The sequence below is a fragment of the Halobacillus mangrovi genome (assembly GCF_002097535.1).
In the GTDB taxonomy this organism is placed as follows: domain Bacteria; phylum Bacillota; class Bacilli; order Bacillales; family Halobacillaceae; genus Halobacillus; species Halobacillus mangrovi_A.
Genome location: NZ_CP020772.1, coordinates 2,493,586 through 2,512,121, shown reverse-complemented (window position 1 = coordinate 2,512,121; position 18,536 = coordinate 2,493,586). Strand labels below are relative to the sequence as shown.

Below are 18,536 nucleotides of genomic sequence, written 5' to 3'. Positions count from 1 at the left end.
TTGCTTGTACCTATACACCATGTGTACGCTCATAACTTATCGGTTTATACCATAAAATAAAACAAAGTTAGCGAAGGAGGAATGTCATGTGAATCGTCCAAAGGTCGGTTTGGCTCTAGGGTCAGGGGGAGCCCGGGGATTTTCCCATTTAGGGGTTCTTAAAACACTCAAAGAGCATGACATTCCTGTTGATATGGTGGCCGGAAGCAGTATGGGAGCTCTAGTAGGCTCTTTTTTTGCAGCAGGTCAACAAATTGAAGACCTCTACAAACTAGCCTTTACTTTTAAGCGGAAATATTATCTTGATTTTACAGTCCCTAAGATGGGATTTATCCAGGGGAGGAGGATCAAGGAATATATCCGTTTATTTACTTTTGGGAAAAATTTGGAAGAATTTGATTTGCCGATGGCCATTATCGCGACAGATTTATATGCAGGAGAAAAGAAAATATTCAGAACAGGACCAGCTAGTGAGGCGGTTCGGGCAAGTATTGCTATCCCGGGCATATTTGTGCCAGAAAAGATTGATGACAGGCTTTATATCGATGGAGGGGTTATGGACAGAGTCCCTGTATCCGTTGTCAAAGAGATGGGGGCAGATGTTGTGATCGCTGTCGATTGTGCCCACTTCGATGCCGATCCGAACATTAACTCTATTTATGATGTCATTATTCAAAGTATTGATATTATGCAGGATGAATTGGTTACAGCTATGGGGGTGTCGGCCGACGCTGATGTGATGATCCGGCCAGACGTATCCAAATATAGTTCACGTGCTTTTACGAATATCAAGGAAATCGTTGAAGCAGGAGAAAAAGAAGCTGAAATCCATATTGAAGCGATAAAGAAAACATTGGCTGACTGGAAGGAGTCTTAAAGCATGAGGTCAAATAAGCGAGTAATTATAACTGGAATTATAACTCTATTAATTGTTGCTTTTCTGGGAGCTTACCGTCTCCCTTTCTACATTTATAAACCAGGGAATGCCGATGCCCTTGATCCCATTGTCGAAGTGACAGATGGCTTTTCAAGTGAAGGGGACATGCATTTGGTGACAGTACGGGGAGGACAGGCCACTCCTTTACAATGGTTAATTGCGAAGGTTAGACCATTTCATCAGGTCTACCCTTTGGAAGACATCCGACCTGAAGGTGTCACAGAAGAAGAGTATTACCATGCTCAATTGCGGATGATGGAGTCCTCCCAAGAAGCAGCAAAAGTGGTTGCCTACAAGGCTGCTGACAGAGAAATTGATATTAATTATGAAGGTGTATTCGTGATGGGTGTAATCAAAGGGATGCCCGCTGAGGATCAATTGAAGTCAGGAGACGAAATCACACAAGTTAATGGAGAAAAGATCCAAGAAGCTGCTGATTTGATTGATTATGTATCAGATATGAAAAAGGGAGAAAAGGTGACCCTGACGATTAAGAGAGAAAAGGAAACGCTACAGAAAGAAATTGAATTAGCTCCATTCCCTGATAATAAGAAAAAAGTAGGAGTAGGAATTTCTTTAGTGACAGATCGTACGGTCGAAGTTAACCCTGAAGTAAAAGTGAAAAGCGGGGAAATTGGAGGGCCTAGTGCAGGTTTAATGTTTTCTCTAGAAATGTATGATCAGTTAACTGAAAAAGATGTTACAAAAGGATACCAAATTGCAGGTACTGGCGAAGTAAATTATGAAGGTCAAGTGGGGCGAATCGGAGGAATTGATAAAAAAGTTGTGGCAGCCTCTGAGGATGGATGCCAAATCTTCTTTGCGCCAAACGAAGAAGGACGTGAAGGCTCCAATTACCAGGTTGCTAAACAAACCGCTGAAGAAATTAATACAGATATGAAGGTGGTTCCAGTGGATACGTTCCAGGATGCCGTTGATTATCTGAACAAGCTCGAACCGAAAAACAGTTAATAAAAACCAGCCAGTAATTTGGCTGGTTTTTTATATGCGGATAGGTGGACCAAACTCACGCTGTAACATATCCACTCGGTTTTCAGCATCCAAAACGCTGTAATAGGCGGTGGCTGCTCTTTCCTCAAGATCCAGCATGGAATGCTCCATTTGCTGTGGTTGTGTAATAAGCGGGATCTGCATTTGTTTTTTATAAGTGTTTAAATATTCCCTGCCTATTTTATTCATACCTAATACACGAGCGTAAGGAGGCTGAGGCAATCTGAGAAGGGAACTTGCCTCTTCTTTACCTGTACCAATTAAAATGTGAACAAGCGTACGCTGCAGTCTTGTCCATGTGTATCTTTTAGTTTTAAGTGCTTCCATGAATGCATCAAAGGTGGCTGACCGTTTAATCGTGCGTTTTAAACGGTGCTCAAGTCCTTCATCTACACCGTGTATCTTTCGAAGCTCGGACTCAGGGGTTGTTAAGATTTTGTACTGAAGAAAATGGAAATAACGTTCCCATTCGTGCCATAAATGAGTTCTCTCTCTATATTTGCTTAACTGATCTTTTGTATCCTTTGGCATGGATCTGCTCGCGTTTTCTGTAAAACAATGGTCTTTCAATAATTCTTTTCGAATACTTGTAGCGCTGGCGATATCACCTGTAATCGTATCATCATGGTAATGACTATTGGTACGCTTAACGGTCATCGGAACAATTTTATCATTGTATAAAAGGATCTGTTTCACATAGCTGTAGCCTAGAATGTTGTTAGGCTGTGTCAAGTCAATACTTTCAGCGGGGAGGTCAATGGCTTTATATCCCAAACGTGAGGCTTCTGGAAAAGAGAGTCCTTCACTCAACTGTTTCTTTACAGTTTCGTTGAATAACCCTTCATTTCTTTTTAAATGCTCATGAGCCTCCAAGAATTGACTGATTTCACCGCTTTCACTGCCAAAACAAATGGCTTCTACTCCCATTTCAGACAACGTCTGTACAGCTCCCTGGCTGAAATAGTCACTATGTTCTACCGCATATATGTAAGGAAGCTCAAGGACCAAATCTGCTTCTGACTGTAAAGCAGCTTCCGCCCTATGCCACTTATCCATGATAGCGGGTTCACCACGCTGTAGGAAATTTCCGCTCATAATTGCAATGAGACAATCAGCACGTGATTGCTGCCTTGATTGCTCCAAATGAAATCGATGACCATTATGAAAGGGATTATATTCGACAATGACTCCACAGGCTTTCATCTTTCAATAACCTCCTTTGATTCTTATACGTGTCTATTGAACGTTGGTAAGGTTTATTTTATCATGGAGAGAAGGAAAATTCGCATCGAACATGTCGAATGAAAAAAATTAAATAAACATTCTTCATTGTAGAATAATAAGGTGTAAAGAAAAAATATTGACAAATAAGCGAAATCCTTTTACAATAACTCTTGTTGCCATGAGGTGATAACAATGAAATTTCCTCTACAAAAGCTGAGACAGGCGGTAGACGAACCGTTTGTATTTGAAGAAGAAGTGAATATTAGCGAATTAGAGGGTATGAATAATGACATTCGCAGGATTACTCCTGTGCATGTTAAAGGTCAAGCGATCACACGAGGAAACGATATTACTGTAACTTTTTCAATTGATGGAGAAATGGTGTTGCCCTGTGCCCGGACGTTAGTTGATGTGACATATCCGTTTCACATTGAGGCAATGGAATTATTCAACCTTTCCCCTTATCATACAGAAGAAGGTGATGATGAAGTCCATCCAGTGGATGGAGAAATGCTTGACTTGACGCCTTATATCAAGGAAAATGTACAATTGGAGATTCCAACTCGCGTATTTTCTAATGATGATGAGGCTCACGATGAGGCCCCCCAGGAAGGGAAGGGCTGGCAGGTGTTATCTGAGGAACCTGAGGAAACAAAAGTGGATCCTCGAATGGCTAAACTGCAATCATTATTTAATGACGAAAAGAACGAATAAGAAAATCTTCATGGTTTTCAATCGAAAATGAAAAAGGAGGTGTACAACATGGCAGTACCAAAACGTAGAACTTCTAAAAAAGTTAAAAACCAACGTCGTACTCACAAAAAACTTCATGTCCCTGGTATGGTAGAATGCCAAAACTGTGGCGAGTACACGAAACCACACCATGTTTGCAAATCTTGTGGACAATACAACGGAAAACAAGTGGTTAATGACTAATCATTGTGTTTTTGAAGAGTCTGATTCTTATCAGGCTCTTTTTTTATTTGACTATAAAATAAATTAGTTTTCGAATGGATAACTTATTAAGACAGGACATCCAGCTACAGTATATAGTTTTTCAAGGTCATAAGCCCGTTGCTTTTATTGAAAAAGTCATCTTGACCATAGCTTATCCAATACGTGTGCTGCACCAAAGGTGTATACGTATTGGATATGGTAAATTTATGTGAGAGGAGGGTTTGAATTGGAACTAGTAAACTTAGTATTTAACGAGGAAGGATACGCTCAGTTAACCTTGAACAGAACTGAGAAATTAAATAGTGTATCAAAACAGATGACTGAGGAGCTCTACAAGGCTCTTCAAAAGGTAAAAGAGACAAAGGATATTAAATTCCTTACGCTTACAGGTGAGGGGGAGAGGGCCTTTTGTGCGGGGGGTGATTTAACGGAACTGCATGCTGATATGAATGCTGAAGAAGCCTACCGTGTACTGCATCCTATGAAGGTAGTTCTGTTCGAATTGGCTACGCTTCCTGTGCCGACGATTGCTCTGTTAAATGGACAAGCGAGAGGAGGCGGATGTGAACTTGCAACGGCGTGCGACTTTCGTTATGGTGTGGAATCTGCTTCTTTTGGTTTCGTACAGGCGAACCTAGGAATTACTCCAGGATGGGGTGGAGGTGTCTTGCTTTATTCTCGTATCCATCCAAATGCTGCAGCTCACTGGTTAATGGAAGCAAATATGTATCCTGCCAAGCAAGCGTATCGTATCGGATGGTTACATAAGATGGTTACTGTAAACCAACTGAAATCAATGGATATGATCCAGTCTTTTTTAAATAAGACTCCAGAACAAATGAAATGGTTCAAAAAACAATATACCGCTTATCTTTTTTCACAAGACTTATCCCAAAAGATGGAAGAGGAAGTTCAGCAATGCTCCCATCTGTGGGAATCAGATGCTCATAAAGAGGCAGTTCAAAAGTTTATGGATAAGAGAAAAAACTAAAGAATAGGATTCTATCAACCATCGTTCCTGCATAACTATAAACAAACGATAGAGGAGGGATGGTATGGATGCCCCTAGACAAGACGCCTGGAAGGAAGAGGAAGATCTCCTGCTGGCTCAGACCGTGTTGAAATATATACAAGAAGGTAAAACCCAGTTAGAAGCATTCCAAGAAGTGGCGGAGAAACTGCGGAGGACGCCCGCTGCTTGCGGTTTCAGGTGGAATGCAACAGTAAGAAAAGAATACCACGAAGAAATACAGCAAGCGAAACAAAACCGAAAAGAGAAACGAACCGTGTTTTCAGCTTCATCTACTACTGAAGATTCCCCTATGTCCATCGACGCAGCAATTTCCTTCTTAAAAGAAATGAAAGTGAAGCAATTTGAGGATAACGGGAAGCAAAAGCTTGAATATCAATTGAAGAAACTAGATGAAGACAATCGGAAATTAAGAGATCAATTAAAGCAGTGGGAGCAAGCCTGGAACGAAATGGATAAACTCGTCCACTGGGTAAAAGAAAGGCATAAAAGCCCTATTTAAGGAAAGGCAGAACAATTGTCCTAAACTTTATGTCTTCTCCCTGGCTAGAACTCTCATATAATGGGCTAGCTTTCTAAAGGATGGCATTACTCGAACTAATACTAGTACGTATTGAAAATTAAATGAGGCGCATAAATAAGGCCACTACGATGCGTAGCGGCCTCATTCGTTTGTTTATTTTTATGCGTTGACATCTCTTTCCTCTACACCTGTCGGCATCCAGATCAATGGATTCTCGCTTAAGTCACGCTCTACATCATAGTGAGCTTTTTGAAAGCCCATTTTTTCCCAGAAATCATGAGAATTGATACGAGGGTTAGTTTTAATTGGGAGGTTGAAGCTTTTAGCGAATTCTACCAATGCTTTACCAAAGCCTTGACCCCGGTAATCAGGAAGAACTTCTAGTTTCCAGAGTTCCAAATAATCTTGAGGCGGTTGAAAGTAGTTGTCGTACTTGGCTTTCACGCGGTATAAACTCATACGCGCAACTAAAGCGCTTCCATAATAGATGCCGAAAAAAGGCGATTCGCTATCGTTCTCAACGATATTGCTTTCAAGATCTTCAAGCATTGTAAGCTCTTGATTTCCGTATTCTTTAAATCGTTTAAATTCCTCGAGTGTTTTATAATTGACCAAAAGTGGTTGAACCTTAGTAGTGGTCATCATGAAAGAATCCCCTTTCTAATATCTGTATCTTCCTTCATTATAATATAAAAATTTTCAGAATGAAATAAACAATTATCTTCATGACAAAATTTGACTGCCATCCTCAAAGTGACTCTGCTACAATAAGGAAAAAAGAAGACGAGCGAAATGAGGGGTTACGATGAATGTAGGAATTATTGGGATGGGTTCGATAGGCATGCTGATGGCCGCATATCTGGGAAGGTATCACAATGTCCACGTTTATGTAAGAAGAGAGGAGCAGAAAGAAAAACTATACCAAGAGGGGATCTATTGTGATGCCGTAGGACACCCTGTTTCTGTTGAGGCTCATTTATTAGAGGAGGGGTTTCCTCAGTCTCATGATGTTCTGATTGTTGCAGTCAAACAAACTGGTCTTGACTCTGTTTTAGATTACAGTTTTCCGTCTAATACACCGGTTTTGTTCCTGCAAAATGGTATGGGCCACATCGAAAAATTACTAGAAAGACCCTATCCATCTTGGGTGGGTGTTGTGGAACACGGGGCTCTAAAACAAGATTACTGCCACGTGCTCCATACAGGAAAAGGTGTTGTGAGGATTGCCAGTGTCACGAAGGATGAAAACATTAAGAAGATAATTTCCTCATTAAACCACTACGACTTCCCAGTTGAATATGAACCTGATTACAAGGAAATGTTGACTTCTAAGTTAATAGTGAATACAGTAATCAACCCTCTAACTACTTTATTCCAAGTAAACAACGGACATATAATAAGTAACTCTTACTTGAGAGAAATAGCGGAAGCTGTTTGCAGGGAGGCTTGTCTCACACTAAACCGTTCCTTTGAGAAAGAGTGGGAGAGAGTCTTGAATATTGCTGAAACGACCTCTGAGAACCAATCCTCTATGTTTAAAGATATGATGGAAGGTAGACAAACGGAAGTAGATGCCATCAGTGGTTATATCCTGAAAAAGAGTAGAACCCCCCTCCCTTATCACCAATTTCTAATAAGAGCCATTCACGCACTTCAGTGGGAAAAGGGGGTAAGGATACATGGGTGATGCTCTTGTTTTCTTCTTTGCAGCTGTATTGACGCTGCCTATTCCCTTCATTTTCGTCTTTTATTTATTTACGAGAAAATGGTCGAAGCATAAATGGAAAGCGATTCATCGGACGACGAGTCTCTCAGCCCCTGTGTTCATTCTATCTGTCCACTTGCTCTTACTCGTATTATTTGAGCAGAGCTTTTTTGCTTATATTCTGATCTTTTTATTTCTCCTATTAGGTATTTCCCTGATCGTGCAGTATAAAATACACGAGGAAGTGCGCTTGAGACGGGTGTTTAAAGCGTTTTGGCGTATCAGTTTTTTATTTTTCACTTTCTTTTATTTGGGGCTGACCCTCTACGGTCTTTTTGAGCGATTGTTCTCTTAACAAACAGATTAGATGAACTCCTGGGATCTTTTTTGTACAATACAATAGGATACATACTACTAAGGATACTTAACCCGGTAAAGGAGTAGTTCAAGACATGCGTATTGATCCAATTGCATTACGATCAAAGCAATTATTATTTCATGATTATAAAAACAACTTTCAATCATTAGAAGATAAATTCGAATATAATCCCCAGGATCAGAGTATTTGGTCCAATCGTTTCAACTATTTACGGAACAACAACTATCAAAGGGAAGCTCTTTCAACTGTAATCCAACACATGAATGAAAAATGGGGAGCTCCTTCAACCACCTGTACAAATATTGAAAAACTGAAAAGAGAAGAGAGTACAGTGGTTATCGCTGGGCAGCAGGCAGGTCTTATGACTGGTCCTCTGTATACCGTTCATAAAATTATTTCGGTTCTTCAACTTGCCAGACAGAAGGAAAAGGAACTCAACAAGCCTGTCATTCCTATATTCTGGATTGCAGGGGAGGATCATGATTTTGATGAAATCAACCACCTTTTCATGAAAGAAAATCAATCTATGAAGAAAATCACTATACAGCAAATCCCTGAAAAGAAAGCCTCCGTATCTGATATAACTATTGCTCAAGAGAATGCGGAAAATTGGGTGAATCAAATCTTTCAGGTGGTCAAAGAGACTGAATTTACAAGTGATTTTTACCATCAAGTCGTACATGCGTTAAAACAATCGGAAAGTTACAGTGATTTCTTTGCGAGGCTTGTCTATTTATTATTTCCTGAAGAAGGGCTTGTCGTCGTAGACGCTCATGATCCGCATATTAGAAATTTGGAAAGTCCCTATTTTAAAACTATGATTGAAAAAAATGAGGACATTGCTAAAGGGGTGTTCTCCGCACTCCAAATCAATCGCCAACAAGGATATGAAACGGTTCTCGATAGTGAGTGGAACGATGCCCACCTCTTTTATCATCATAATGGAGAACGCGTTTTGCTGAGCCGTGATGAAGACGGGAGTTTTAGAGGGAAAAATAATGAAGTAGCTTTCTCGAAAGAAGAGCTTCTTCAGGTGGCGGAAGAAAATCCGGAGCATTTAAGTAATAATGTGGTAACGAGACCATTAATGCAAGAAAGTCTTTTTCCTGTGCTTGCATTCATTGGTGGACCAGGAGAAATCAATTATTGGGCTGTGCTTAAACCTGCTTTTCAAGCGGCTGGGATGCAAATGCCGCCTGTTTTACCTCGCCTATCTTTTACGCTTATTGACAGAAAGGCAGAACAAACTATGGACCGGCTGCAAATTGAGGCTGTCCACGGCGTTCAGTATGGAACCGGAGAAGAAAAAATGAAGTGGCTGGCATCAAGGAACTCTCCTCCGATTCAGGAACTTAGTAAGCAAGTAAAATCAGAGATCGATCGAATTCACCGTCCATTACGTGAGAAGTCGTCTGATTTTGGGCCAGATATTGAACAACTGGCGGAAAAGAATTTGCAATATATCTTTCAGGATATAGACTTTTTAGAGAAAAGAATGATCCAGTCATTAGAACAGAAGTATGAGCAGGAAATCACTCAGTTCGATGACCTTGGTCTGCTGCTTCACCCGGGTGGTGGCCTGCAGGAAAGAATGTGGAGCATTGTACCTTGGGTGAACCAGCATGGCACAGATCTGTTCCAACGAATAAATCAGCATCATTATTCATTTGATCAAGATCATTACGTCGTGTATGTATAAGTCTCCCACAATCCCCCACCCTATTAAATGAATAGAAAAACCTTTAAAATCTTGCCCTGCGGGGCAGGATTTTTTTATTACATTTCGAATGAATAAAAAGTATGTGGAGAAAAGTGGGGCGATGTGGTAAGCTGAAAATAGAAGGTGGGGGAACCATATGTTCATGGGTGAATTTCAACATAACATTGATGCGAAAGGGCGAATTATTGTCCCTTCCAAGTTCCGTCAAGATCTTGGGGAAAGCTTCGTCCTCACTAGAGGTTTAGATCAATGCTTATTTGCTTATCCTATGAACGAATGGAAGCTGCTTGAAGAGAAATTGAAGAAGCTCCCACTGACTAAGAAAGATGCCCGTGCCTTTACAAGATTCTTCTTTTCTGGAGCTGTCGAGTGTGAGGTGGACAAACAGGGAAGAATTAACATTCCTCCGCCACTCAGAAAATATGCGATACTTGAGAAAGAATGTGTAGTCATAGGCGTTTCCAACCGCATTGAATTTTGGAGCAGTGAGAATTGGGAAACTTATTTCGAGGCATCTGAAGAGTCGTTCTCTGAAATTGCAGAGAACATGTTAGATTTCGATATTTGATAGACAGAGAAACGAGTGAGACGATGTTTGAACATTATAGTGTGTTAAAAAATGAAACCATCGAGCAGCTACATATTAAGCCTCAGGGGGCATACGTAGATTGCACTCTCGGTGGTGGAGGTCATACAGAATTTATCGCATCCCATTTGGATGACAGTGGTCATGTTTATGCATTTGACCAGGATGAAATGGCTCTAGAAGCCGCTAGAGAGAGATTAAAGCCGTATGAAGGTAAAATTACATTTATTCAGGCGAATTTTCGCCAACTTGAAGAAAAGTTACAAGAGATTGGTGTAGAAAGAATCGATGGAATTATTTACGATCTCGGGGTTTCAAGTCCACAACTGGATGTAGGTGAACGTGGGTTTAGTTATCAAAACGATGCACCACTGGACATGCGCATGAATCAATCGGCTGATTTAACTGCAAGAGAAGTTGTAAACGAATGGCCATTTGAGGATTTAGTGCGTATCTTTTTTAAATATGGTGAGGAAAAGTTCTCGAAACAGATTGCAAGGAAGATTGAAAAAGCTCGTGAAGAAAGCCCGATCGAAACGACGGGAGAACTGGTCGAGCTGATCAAAGATGGAATTCCAGCTCCTGCAAGAAGGAAAGGAGGGCATCCGGCCAAACGAGTATTTCAAGCGATTCGTATTGCTGTAAATGATGAACTTGGAGCTTTTCAGGACAGTCTTCATCAGGCTGCAAGAGTTGTTTCTGTCGGAGGAAGAATTGCCGTCATTACTTTTCATTCCTTAGAAGATCGTTTGTGCAAACAAGCCTTTAAAAAATGGAGTACTAATCCGCCTTTACCAAAAAATATTCCAGTTATTCCGGATGATAAGCAGCCCCCATTCAAACTTGTAACACGAAAACCGATTGTAGCTGAAGATGTTGAACTTGAAGAGAACCGTCGCTCACGCTCAGCGAAATTAAGGGTGGTAGAGAAAGTCAAACCTTGGAATAGTGAATTTCAATATGAAGAAGGGTGGAAGAGAACATGAGCCTTGAGCATGCCAAAAAGGCCCAGCAGCCTTTACAGCAACCGGAAAAACAAAAACAGGTTAAAGTAAAGGTCCATAAAAAACGGTGGATTAGTACAGGAGAGAAATTCTTATACTCGATTTCAACGACAGCAGTTCTTGCTGCTTCCATTTTCTTTGTCCAGTTTTCAGCTGCAACGGACTCTTTGAACCGTGATATTAGAAGTTTAGAGAAGGAAATTTCTCAGCAGGAATCACAGAATGAAAACCTTGCTTATCAAGTGAAAGAATTGAGCAATCCCGATCGCATTTTGAAAATAGCTAAAGAAAATGGATTGAATATCCAAAATGCGAAGGTGAAACAAGCTGGCACAGTCAGCAACTAAATTATTTGGTGATGTGATATGAAAAGTCCGAACACGCATAGAGGTGCAGCTCTATTAATTTTGGCGTTTTCTTTCATGTTCCTCATCATTGCCGGAAGGTTCTTATATATTGAGACAACGGCAACGGTCGAAGGAGTAGACTTGGAAAAATGGGCGAAGGATGTCCGTACAAGTTCTTATGAAATTGACGCGAAAAGAGGAAAGATTTTTGATAAAAATGGCATGGTCCTCGCTTATGATCGACCGATGTACAGGCTATATGCCATTGTAGACCCTGATTATACGACAAATCCTAAGGAGCCCAATCATGTGACGGACATTGAGAAGACCGCGTCAACATTGGCTCCTTTGTTGGATATGGAAGCAAATGAAATGGCTGAGATCATGGAAACGGGTAAGGAAAATGAGCGGTTCCAAGTTGAGTTCGGTTCAAACGGGCGAGAAATATCCCAAGAAAAAATGGAGGAAATCAAAGAGCTTGAATTGAGCGGCATCGAATTTGAAGAAGAAGCAAAAAGGTATTACCCGAATGGTTTATTCGCTTCTCATGTCATTGGATTTGCCCGTTCAGAGGACGGTAAGATTTCTGGTGTTACGGGAATTGAAAAACAGATGGAAAAGTATTTACAGGAAAAGAAGGGTTCAATTAAGTACGAACGAGATAAATACGGAACCAAATTGCTGGATCCGAATCAAGTGATGACAGAGCCAGACAATGGTGAAGACGTTCATTTGACGATTGATCAAAAAATTCAAACCTTCCTTGAGGACGCCATGAGTCAAGTGGATGAACAGTACAGTCCTGAAAAAATCATGGCTGCTGTTATGGACCCTGATACAGGCGAGATTCTAGCCATGAGTAACCGTCCGAGTTATAACCCGAACGACATTGGAAATGTACAGAACTGGTACAATGACTTGATTTCCTATCCTTTTGAACCAGGTTCGACTATGAAAATCTTTACCTGGGCCGCAGCGATTGAAGATGGCGCCTATAGTGGTAACGAGTTGTTTCAGTCCGGTACTTACAAGGTAACGGAGAACTCTCAATCGATTGGTGACCATAATAATGGAGAAGGCTGGGGAAAGATTTCTTATGATGAAGGTTTCCAACGCTCCTCCAACGTCGCAGCTTCCAAGCTTGTTTATGAAAAACTTGGGCCAACAAAGTTTCGTAAATATTTGTCTGCATTTAATCTGACAGACAAATCTGGGATCGACCTTCCTGGAGAACTTACAGGTAGAGTGGTCTATGAACGTCCAATTGAACAGATTACAACAGGCTTTGGACAGGGGTCTACATTTACTCCTATGCAGCTGATGACCGCTGCGACATCTATTGCTAACGACGGGAAGATTATGCAGCCCTATATGCTATCGGAAATTACTTCCAGTGAAACTGGGGAAGTCCTAAAAGAAGGGAAACCAGAAGTGCTTGGTGAACCAATTTCTGAAGATACAGCTGAGAAAGTCAGAGATCTTATGGGAGAGGTCGTAACTTCTGAAAACGGAACAGGACAGTCCTTTAAGCTGGATGACTACTCTCTTGCTGGTAAAACGGGAACAGCACAAATCAATAAGCCCGGGGGCGGCTATATGTCTGGACGTGAAAACTACGTATTCTCATTCATGGGAATGGCTCCGAAAGATGATCCTGAACTGTTGATGTATGTAGCTGTAAAACAGCCAGACCTTGAACCTACGGAATTAGGTTCAGAACCTGTTTCTTACATTACCAGAACAGTTATGGAGAATAGTTTGCACTATCTAGATATTCAGCCGGATAAAGACGAAGATAACAGTGTATCTCAGCAAAAATTGCCAGATGTAAAAGATATGTCTTCAAATGAAGCTGAAGCAAAGCTAAAAGAAACTTTCAGCAGCGTTGAAATGATTGGGAATGGAGAAAGAGTCGTAGATATTCTCCCTGCTCCAGGAACCAAGGTGCTGAAGAATCAACGGATTATGGTGATTACGGATGAACCGGAAATGCCGGATCTAACTGGTTATTCCTTAAGAGATGTCCATCGATTTGCAGAATACTTCAATTTAAATATTGAAACGATGGGGAACGGATATGTAATCTCCCAAGGAATTACAGAAGGGTCGAAAATAAAAGAAGACGGGTATTTAGTTGTAGAACTATCCCCGCCGAATACAGAATAAGGCCATTCCAGGCAGTGTTCTAATCGTTTCTTGATTGCATATAGTGATACAAGCCGACTCTAACGACTTTTAAAGGAGTTATGGAGATGAGACGAGTATCACAAGTAATAGTCAAGAAACGATTAATCACTGTTTTTCTTTTTGGAATGGTTATTTTTATGGTTATTATCGGAAGATTAGGCTATGTTCAATTTTTCCTCAGTGATTTCCTTATTTCAAAAGCGGAGGAATCGTGGAGTCGTGACATCACTTTCGAGCCTGAACGGGGGAAAATCTTAGATACGAATGGTGAAGTTCTCGTAGGCAACCAGTCAGCGCCTACAGTGATGGTTGTACCCAGACAAATCAAAGATCCTGAAACGACTGCCAAAAACTTAGCACAGATCCTTGAAATGAGTGTTGAGAAAGCTTACACGCATGTGACGAAACAAATATCCATTGAGAAGATCCACCCTGAAGGAAGAAAGGTTTCAGAAGCTCAGGCGAAAGCGATACAATCTCTTTCGATGCCAGGGGTATACATCGCAGAAGACTCTGAACGTTATTATCCGCATGGATCTTTTCTTTCTCATGTTCTAGGCTTCAGCGGAATTGATAATCAAGGATTGCTTGGTCTTGAGGCTCACTATGATGAAGAATTAAGAGGTGAAAAGGGCGCGCTATCCTTTTTCTCTGACGCAAAAGGGAAACGTATGCCTGATATGGCGGATGTTTATAAACCTCCTGTAGACGGAAAAGATTTGCAGTTAACCATTGATTACAAAGTACAATCTATCATTGAACGTGAGCTGGACATTGCTGTTGCAAAGTATAATCCTGACGGGGCAGTAGCGTTAGCGGTCGATCCTGATACAGGACAAGTCGTCGGAATGGCCTCACGTCCGAACTTTAATCCTGCTAATTATCAAGAAGTTGACCCTAAGGTCTATAACAGAAATTTGCCTGTGTGGAGTACGTATGAGCCGGGGTCAACGTTCAAGATTATCACTCTTGCAGCAGCCCTTGAAGAAAATCTCGTGAATTTACAAGATGAACATTTTCATGATTCGGGAGCCGTCAAAGTAGATGGAGCTACCCTCCATTGCTGGAAACGCGGTGGTCATGGAGATCAGACTTTCCTGGAAGTTGTGCAAAACTCCTGTAACCCCGGCTTTGTAGAATTGGGACAGCGTCTGGGTAAAGATAAACTCTTTGAATATATCGATTTGTTCGGTTTTGGTGAGAAAACGGGCATAGACTTAGAGGGAGAAGGTAAAGGAATCCTCTTTAAACCTGAAAATGTGGGCCCTGTTGAACAGGCGACTACGGCATTTGGTCAAGGGGTCTCTGTTACACCGATTCAACAAGTCATGGCCGTGGCAGCTGCAGTTAATGGTGGATACTATTATGAACCTTATATTCAAGAGGCTTGGCTTGACCCTGTATCCGGAGATGTACTGGAAAAGAATGAACCTAAATTGAAGAAGAGGGTCATTTCAGAAGAGACGTCCAAACAAATTCGTGGTGCACTCGAAAGTGTAGTCGCGAAAGGAACAGGTCGAGGAGCTTATGTAGAAGGATACCGTGTTGGAGGGAAGACAGGAACAGCACAAAAGGTAGGTCCTGATGGTAAATATATGGAAAATAACCATATCGTTTCCTTTATCGGTTTTGCTCCTGCTGATGACCCTGAGCTTGTTGTGTACCTTGCGATTGATAATCCTAAAAACACCGTTCAATTTGGTGGCGTAGTCGCTGCACCAATTGTCGGGAACATTATGGAGGACAGTCTGAGAGTATTGGGAGTCAAGCCTCGAAAGGATGGTCTGGAGAAGGAATATTCCTGGCCAGATGAACCGCTCGTTGAAGTGCCAAACGTTACAGGGATGGAGAAAAAAGAACTGAAAAACCTCCTTACTCCATTGGAAGTAGAAGTAAGCGGAAAAGGTAATAAGGTCATTACTCAGGCCCCAGAAGCAGGGGTTAAGGTTCCAAGCGGTTCGAAAGTAAGGGTATATATGGGAAATTAAAAAAAAGAGAGCATACAGGAGGTTCGTCTGTTTGATATAATACGTCTTGTATGTGAGTAAGGGTGAAGGTTATGAAAATGAAAAAGTTGTTGGAGCACCTTCCTTTTTATCAAGTAACTCAGCCCATTTCGAAATTAACGGTTCAAGGGATTTCAATGGATTCAAGATCCATTGGTCCTGGCGACCTTTTTGTTTGTATAAGGGGAATTAAGGTGGATGGTCATGACTATGTCCAGGATGCTGTAAACAATGGGGCTGTCGCTGTCATGTGCGAAGAACGTGTAGATACTAGTGTCCCTGTCATTTTAGTCAATGATACTGTAAGGGCACTGGCCATGGTGGCATCCACCTTTTACGGTCATCCGTCAGAAAGTCTTCACGTCATAGGAGTGACTGGAACAAATGGCAAGACGACCATTACGTATTTGCTCGATGAAATATTCTGCCGTCATAAAAAGGTTACAGGCTTAATCGGAACCATACAAATATGTGTGGCAGGGAAAGCCTATCCAGTCAAAAATACGACACCTGATGCCCTTTCAATCCAAAAGTATCTCTCCATGATGAAAAAATCAAGAGTGGACACGGCCATTATGGAGGTATCCTCTCATGCGCTCGATCAAGGCAGAGTATATGGCTGTGATTTCGATATTGCCATCTTTACGAATTTAACGAGAGACCATTTGGATTATCATCATGATTTTGATGATTATCTTCGGGCTAAGTCCCTATTGTTCGCTCAATTGGGAAATGGGTATAATAGTGGACGTGACAAATACGCTATTATAAACATGGATTCACCTGTGGCTAAAAGATTTATCAGATCCACTTCCCAGCCTCTACTGACTTATGGAATCAACCATCGAGCTGATATTATGGCGAAGGATTGCATGCTTAAGGAGACGGGAACAACCTTTACGCTTACGACTCCAGAGAGTGAAGTACGTATTGATAGCCCGCTAATGGGGCTTTTTAATGTTTATAACATGCTTGCCGCTGCAGGAGCCGCTCTTCTCTCAGATATCCCTTTATCAGTCATTCAACAAGCTTTTAACCAATCGAGGGGCGTCCGTGGACGTTTCGAACCTGTTAGAGAAGGGCAAGACTATGGTGTAGTGGTAGATTATGCCCATACACCTGATTCCTTGGAGAACGTACTGAAGACGATAGCTGAATTGTGCACGGGCCAGATCCACGTCGTTGTCGGTTGCGGAGGAGATCGTGATCGCAGCAAACGTCCTTTAATGGCTCAAGTGGCTATTAAATGGGCAGATCATGTGATTTTCACATCAGACAATCCGCGTACTGAAAGTCCAAAGCAAATTTTTAAAGATATGACCAATCATTTACAGGGAACCTATAAAATTATTGAAAGCCGGGAAGATGCAATTGAATCTGCATTGAAGGCAGCATATCAAGGAGATGTTGTATTAATTGCAGGAAAAGGACATGAAACGTATCAGGAAATAAACGGGGTCCGTCATCATTTTGATGATTGTGAGATTGCAAGAAAGATTCTAAGAAGTATGAAGGAGAGTCCATAATGATTTTTGAAGCTCAAGAACTATCAACACTTTTTTCAGATTTTAGAGGAGCGGCGAGGGATCGAATTCCAATCAATGAGATTATGACGGACACAAGGAAAGAATCAAGCCAAAGCTTGTTTGTACCGATCATTGGAGAATCTTTCGATGCCCATCAATTTTTAGCGGAAGCTATAAAGAAAGGTGCCGTAGCATCACTATGGCAAAAAGATCGTGAGTTGCCTGCTATGATTCCTACAGATTTTCCAGTTTTCTTGGTTGAGGACACTACAAAGGGACTGCAGGAACTCGCCACTTATTATTTAAATAAAATTTCACCAATAGTTGTTGGCGTCACAGGCTCAAATGGAAAAACAACTACGAAGGATATGGTGGCCTCTGTACTGTCCACTCACTTTAAGACTCATAAAACTCAGGGCAATTTCAACAACCATATCGGTCTTCCTTTGACGATTCTTAATATGAATCAAGATACAGAGGCACTTGTGCTGGAAATGGGGATGGATAAAGCAGGTGAAATTTCTGTGCTTTCCAATTTGGCGCATCCGGATCACGCGATTATTACTAATATTGGTGAGTCTCATATTGAAAATCTCGGTTCAAGGAAAGCGATCGCAGCGGCTAAGTTAGAAATTACAGACGGATTGAAACAAAATGGCCGCCTTATTATTGACGGAGATGAACCGCTTCTTTTTAATGTGAAGAAGCAGCGATCAACTATTTCTTGTGGGTTTGATGAAAATAATGCTTATCCAATCGTGGTTGAAGAACTTTCCGATGATGAGAGTGTATTCTCGGTGACTGGCCATACGTACAAATTGCCAATGGCCGGCCGCCATAATGTGAAAAATGCAAGCTACGTAATTGCCCTAGCTGAACAACTTGGACTAACAAAAGAAGAGGTACAAAAAGGCTTCCTTCAGCTTGAGATGTCAGGGATGAGGTTTGAGAAAGTAGAAGGGCTCAATCATTCCCTTATTATTAACGACGCTTACAATGCCTCTCCGACATCTATGAGAGCTGTTATTGAAGTTGTCGCCCAATTAACATCCAAATCCAAAAAAGTGTTAATATTAGGTGATATGTTTGAACTTGGCGAGCAATCAGAAGAATTACATGAAAGTGTAGCAGAGGCGATTGATGAAAACATTCATGCTCTCTTTACAATCGGTGATCATTCTGAGAAAATTTCTAAGGCTGTGAGTCAGCACAAGCCAACTATTCAAACTTCGCATTTCAAAGATAAAAAAGCTTTATGTCATCATGTACGCCCGATGTTGACGTCTGAAACAGTAGTATTAATCAAGGCATCCAGAGGAATGAAGCTTGAAGAGCTGCTTGAAGAATTAACAGAGTAAACCTACGGCGATGACGATAAAGTATAAGGAGGAGCA

Annotated in this window: 18 protein-coding genes; 16 read left to right on the top strand and 2 right to left on the bottom strand. The window is 41.3% G+C overall.

Going from position 1 to position 18,536, the window contains the following annotated elements; translation table 11 throughout:
• Window positions 1–88: 88 nt before the first annotated feature.
• Window positions 89–877 (top strand): patatin-like phospholipase family protein, encoded by a 789-nt coding sequence (locus HM131_RS12365; protein ID WP_085030052.1) that lies wholly within the window; start codon window positions 89–91, stop codon window positions 875–877.
• A gap of 3 nt (window positions 878–880) precedes the next feature.
• On the top strand, window positions 881–1,909 hold the full coding sequence (locus HM131_RS12360) for a SepM family pheromone-processing serine protease (protein ID WP_085030051.1): 1,029 nt from the start codon (window positions 881–883) through the stop codon (window positions 1,907–1,909).
• A 30-nt stretch (window positions 1,910–1,939) separates the two neighbouring features.
• Here HM131_RS12360 and HM131_RS12355 read toward each other — a convergent pair whose 3' ends face one another.
• Window positions 1,940–3,151: a nucleotidyltransferase gene (locus HM131_RS12355; RefSeq protein WP_085030050.1), complete on the bottom strand. Its 1,212-nt coding sequence runs from the start codon at window positions 3,149–3,151 to the stop codon at window positions 1,940–1,942.
• Window positions 3,152–3,364: 213 nt separating this feature from the next.
• Here HM131_RS12355 and HM131_RS12350 point away from each other — a divergent pair, with 213 nt between their 5' ends.
• From HM131_RS12350 to HM131_RS12335, 4 genes are all read left to right on the top strand, one after another.
• The gene (locus HM131_RS12350) at window positions 3,365–3,886 is read left to right on the top strand and encodes a YceD family protein (RefSeq protein WP_085030049.1); all 522 of its coding nucleotides are present in this window, start codon (window positions 3,365–3,367) and stop codon (window positions 3,884–3,886) included.
• 48 nt (window positions 3,887–3,934) lie between these two features.
• Window positions 3,935–4,108: a 50S ribosomal protein L32 gene (gene rpmF / locus HM131_RS12345; RefSeq protein ID WP_085030048.1), complete on the top strand. Its 174-nt coding sequence runs from the start codon at window positions 3,935–3,937 to the stop codon at window positions 4,106–4,108.
• 247 nt (window positions 4,109–4,355) lie between these two features.
• A complete protein-coding gene (locus HM131_RS12340) occupies window positions 4,356–5,120 on the top strand; it encodes an enoyl-CoA hydratase/isomerase family protein (protein ID WP_085030047.1) in 765 nt (254 codons plus the stop codon).
• 64 nt (window positions 5,121–5,184) lie between these two features.
• Window positions 5,185–5,661 (top strand): RsfA family transcriptional regulator, encoded by a 477-nt coding sequence (locus HM131_RS12335; protein ID WP_085030046.1) that lies wholly within the window; start codon window positions 5,185–5,187, stop codon window positions 5,659–5,661.
• Window positions 5,662–5,841: 180 nt separating this feature from the next.
• Here HM131_RS12335 and HM131_RS12330 read toward each other — a convergent pair whose 3' ends face one another.
• Window positions 5,842–6,327: an N-acetyltransferase gene (locus HM131_RS12330; protein WP_085030045.1), complete on the bottom strand. Its 486-nt coding sequence runs from the start codon at window positions 6,325–6,327 to the stop codon at window positions 5,842–5,844.
• Between the two features lie 160 nt (window positions 6,328–6,487).
• Between HM131_RS12330 and HM131_RS12325 the strand changes: the two genes are divergently transcribed.
• From HM131_RS12325 to HM131_RS12280, 10 genes are all read left to right on the top strand, one after another.
• Window positions 6,488–7,369, top strand: coding sequence for a 2-dehydropantoate 2-reductase (locus HM131_RS12325; RefSeq protein ID WP_085030044.1), 882 nt, complete (start codon window positions 6,488–6,490; stop codon window positions 7,367–7,369).
• A complete protein-coding gene (locus HM131_RS12320) occupies window positions 7,362–7,742 on the top strand; it encodes a DUF3397 domain-containing protein (protein ID WP_085030043.1) in 381 nt (126 codons plus the stop codon). Before HM131_RS12325 ends, HM131_RS12320 begins: the two co-directional genes overlap by 8 nt.
• A gap of 97 nt (window positions 7,743–7,839) precedes the next feature.
• Window positions 7,840–9,465 (top strand): bacillithiol biosynthesis cysteine-adding enzyme BshC, encoded by a 1,626-nt coding sequence (gene bshC, locus HM131_RS12315; protein WP_085030042.1) that lies wholly within the window; start codon window positions 7,840–7,842, stop codon window positions 9,463–9,465.
• A gap of 157 nt (window positions 9,466–9,622) precedes the next feature.
• On the top strand, window positions 9,623–10,054 hold the full coding sequence (gene mraZ / locus HM131_RS12310) for a division/cell wall cluster transcriptional repressor MraZ (protein WP_085030041.1): 432 nt from the start codon (window positions 9,623–9,625) through the stop codon (window positions 10,052–10,054).
• A gap of 23 nt (window positions 10,055–10,077) precedes the next feature.
• Window positions 10,078–11,058 carry a 16S rRNA (cytosine(1402)-N(4))-methyltransferase RsmH gene (rsmH, locus tag HM131_RS12305; protein ID WP_085030040.1) on the top strand — a complete coding sequence of 327 codons (981 nt, stop codon included), beginning with the start codon at window positions 10,078–10,080 and terminating at the stop codon, window positions 11,056–11,058.
• Window positions 11,055–11,423, top strand: coding sequence for a cell division protein FtsL (gene ftsL, locus HM131_RS12300; RefSeq protein ID WP_085030039.1), 369 nt, complete (start codon window positions 11,055–11,057; stop codon window positions 11,421–11,423). The genes rsmH and ftsL overlap by 4 nt, the downstream gene beginning before the upstream one ends.
• A gap of 18 nt (window positions 11,424–11,441) precedes the next feature.
• The gene (locus HM131_RS12295; RefSeq protein ID WP_085030038.1) at window positions 11,442–13,589 is read left to right on the top strand and encodes a penicillin-binding protein; all 2,148 of its coding nucleotides are present in this window, start codon (window positions 11,442–11,444) and stop codon (window positions 13,587–13,589) included.
• Window positions 13,590–13,675: 86 nt separating this feature from the next.
• Complete coding sequence (locus tag HM131_RS12290; protein WP_085030037.1) at window positions 13,676–15,598, top strand: stage V sporulation protein D; 1,923 nt, start codon at window positions 13,676–13,678, stop codon at window positions 15,596–15,598.
• 71 nt (window positions 15,599–15,669) lie between these two features.
• On the top strand, window positions 15,670–17,142 hold the full coding sequence (locus HM131_RS12285) for a UDP-N-acetylmuramoyl-L-alanyl-D-glutamate--2,6-diaminopimelate ligase (RefSeq protein ID WP_085030036.1): 1,473 nt from the start codon (window positions 15,670–15,672) through the stop codon (window positions 17,140–17,142).
• Window positions 17,142–18,500, top strand: coding sequence for a UDP-N-acetylmuramoyl-tripeptide--D-alanyl-D-alanine ligase (locus HM131_RS12280; protein WP_085030035.1), 1,359 nt, complete (start codon window positions 17,142–17,144; stop codon window positions 18,498–18,500). Before HM131_RS12285 ends, HM131_RS12280 begins: the two co-directional genes overlap by 1 nt.
• Window positions 18,501–18,536 lie beyond the last annotated feature (36 nt).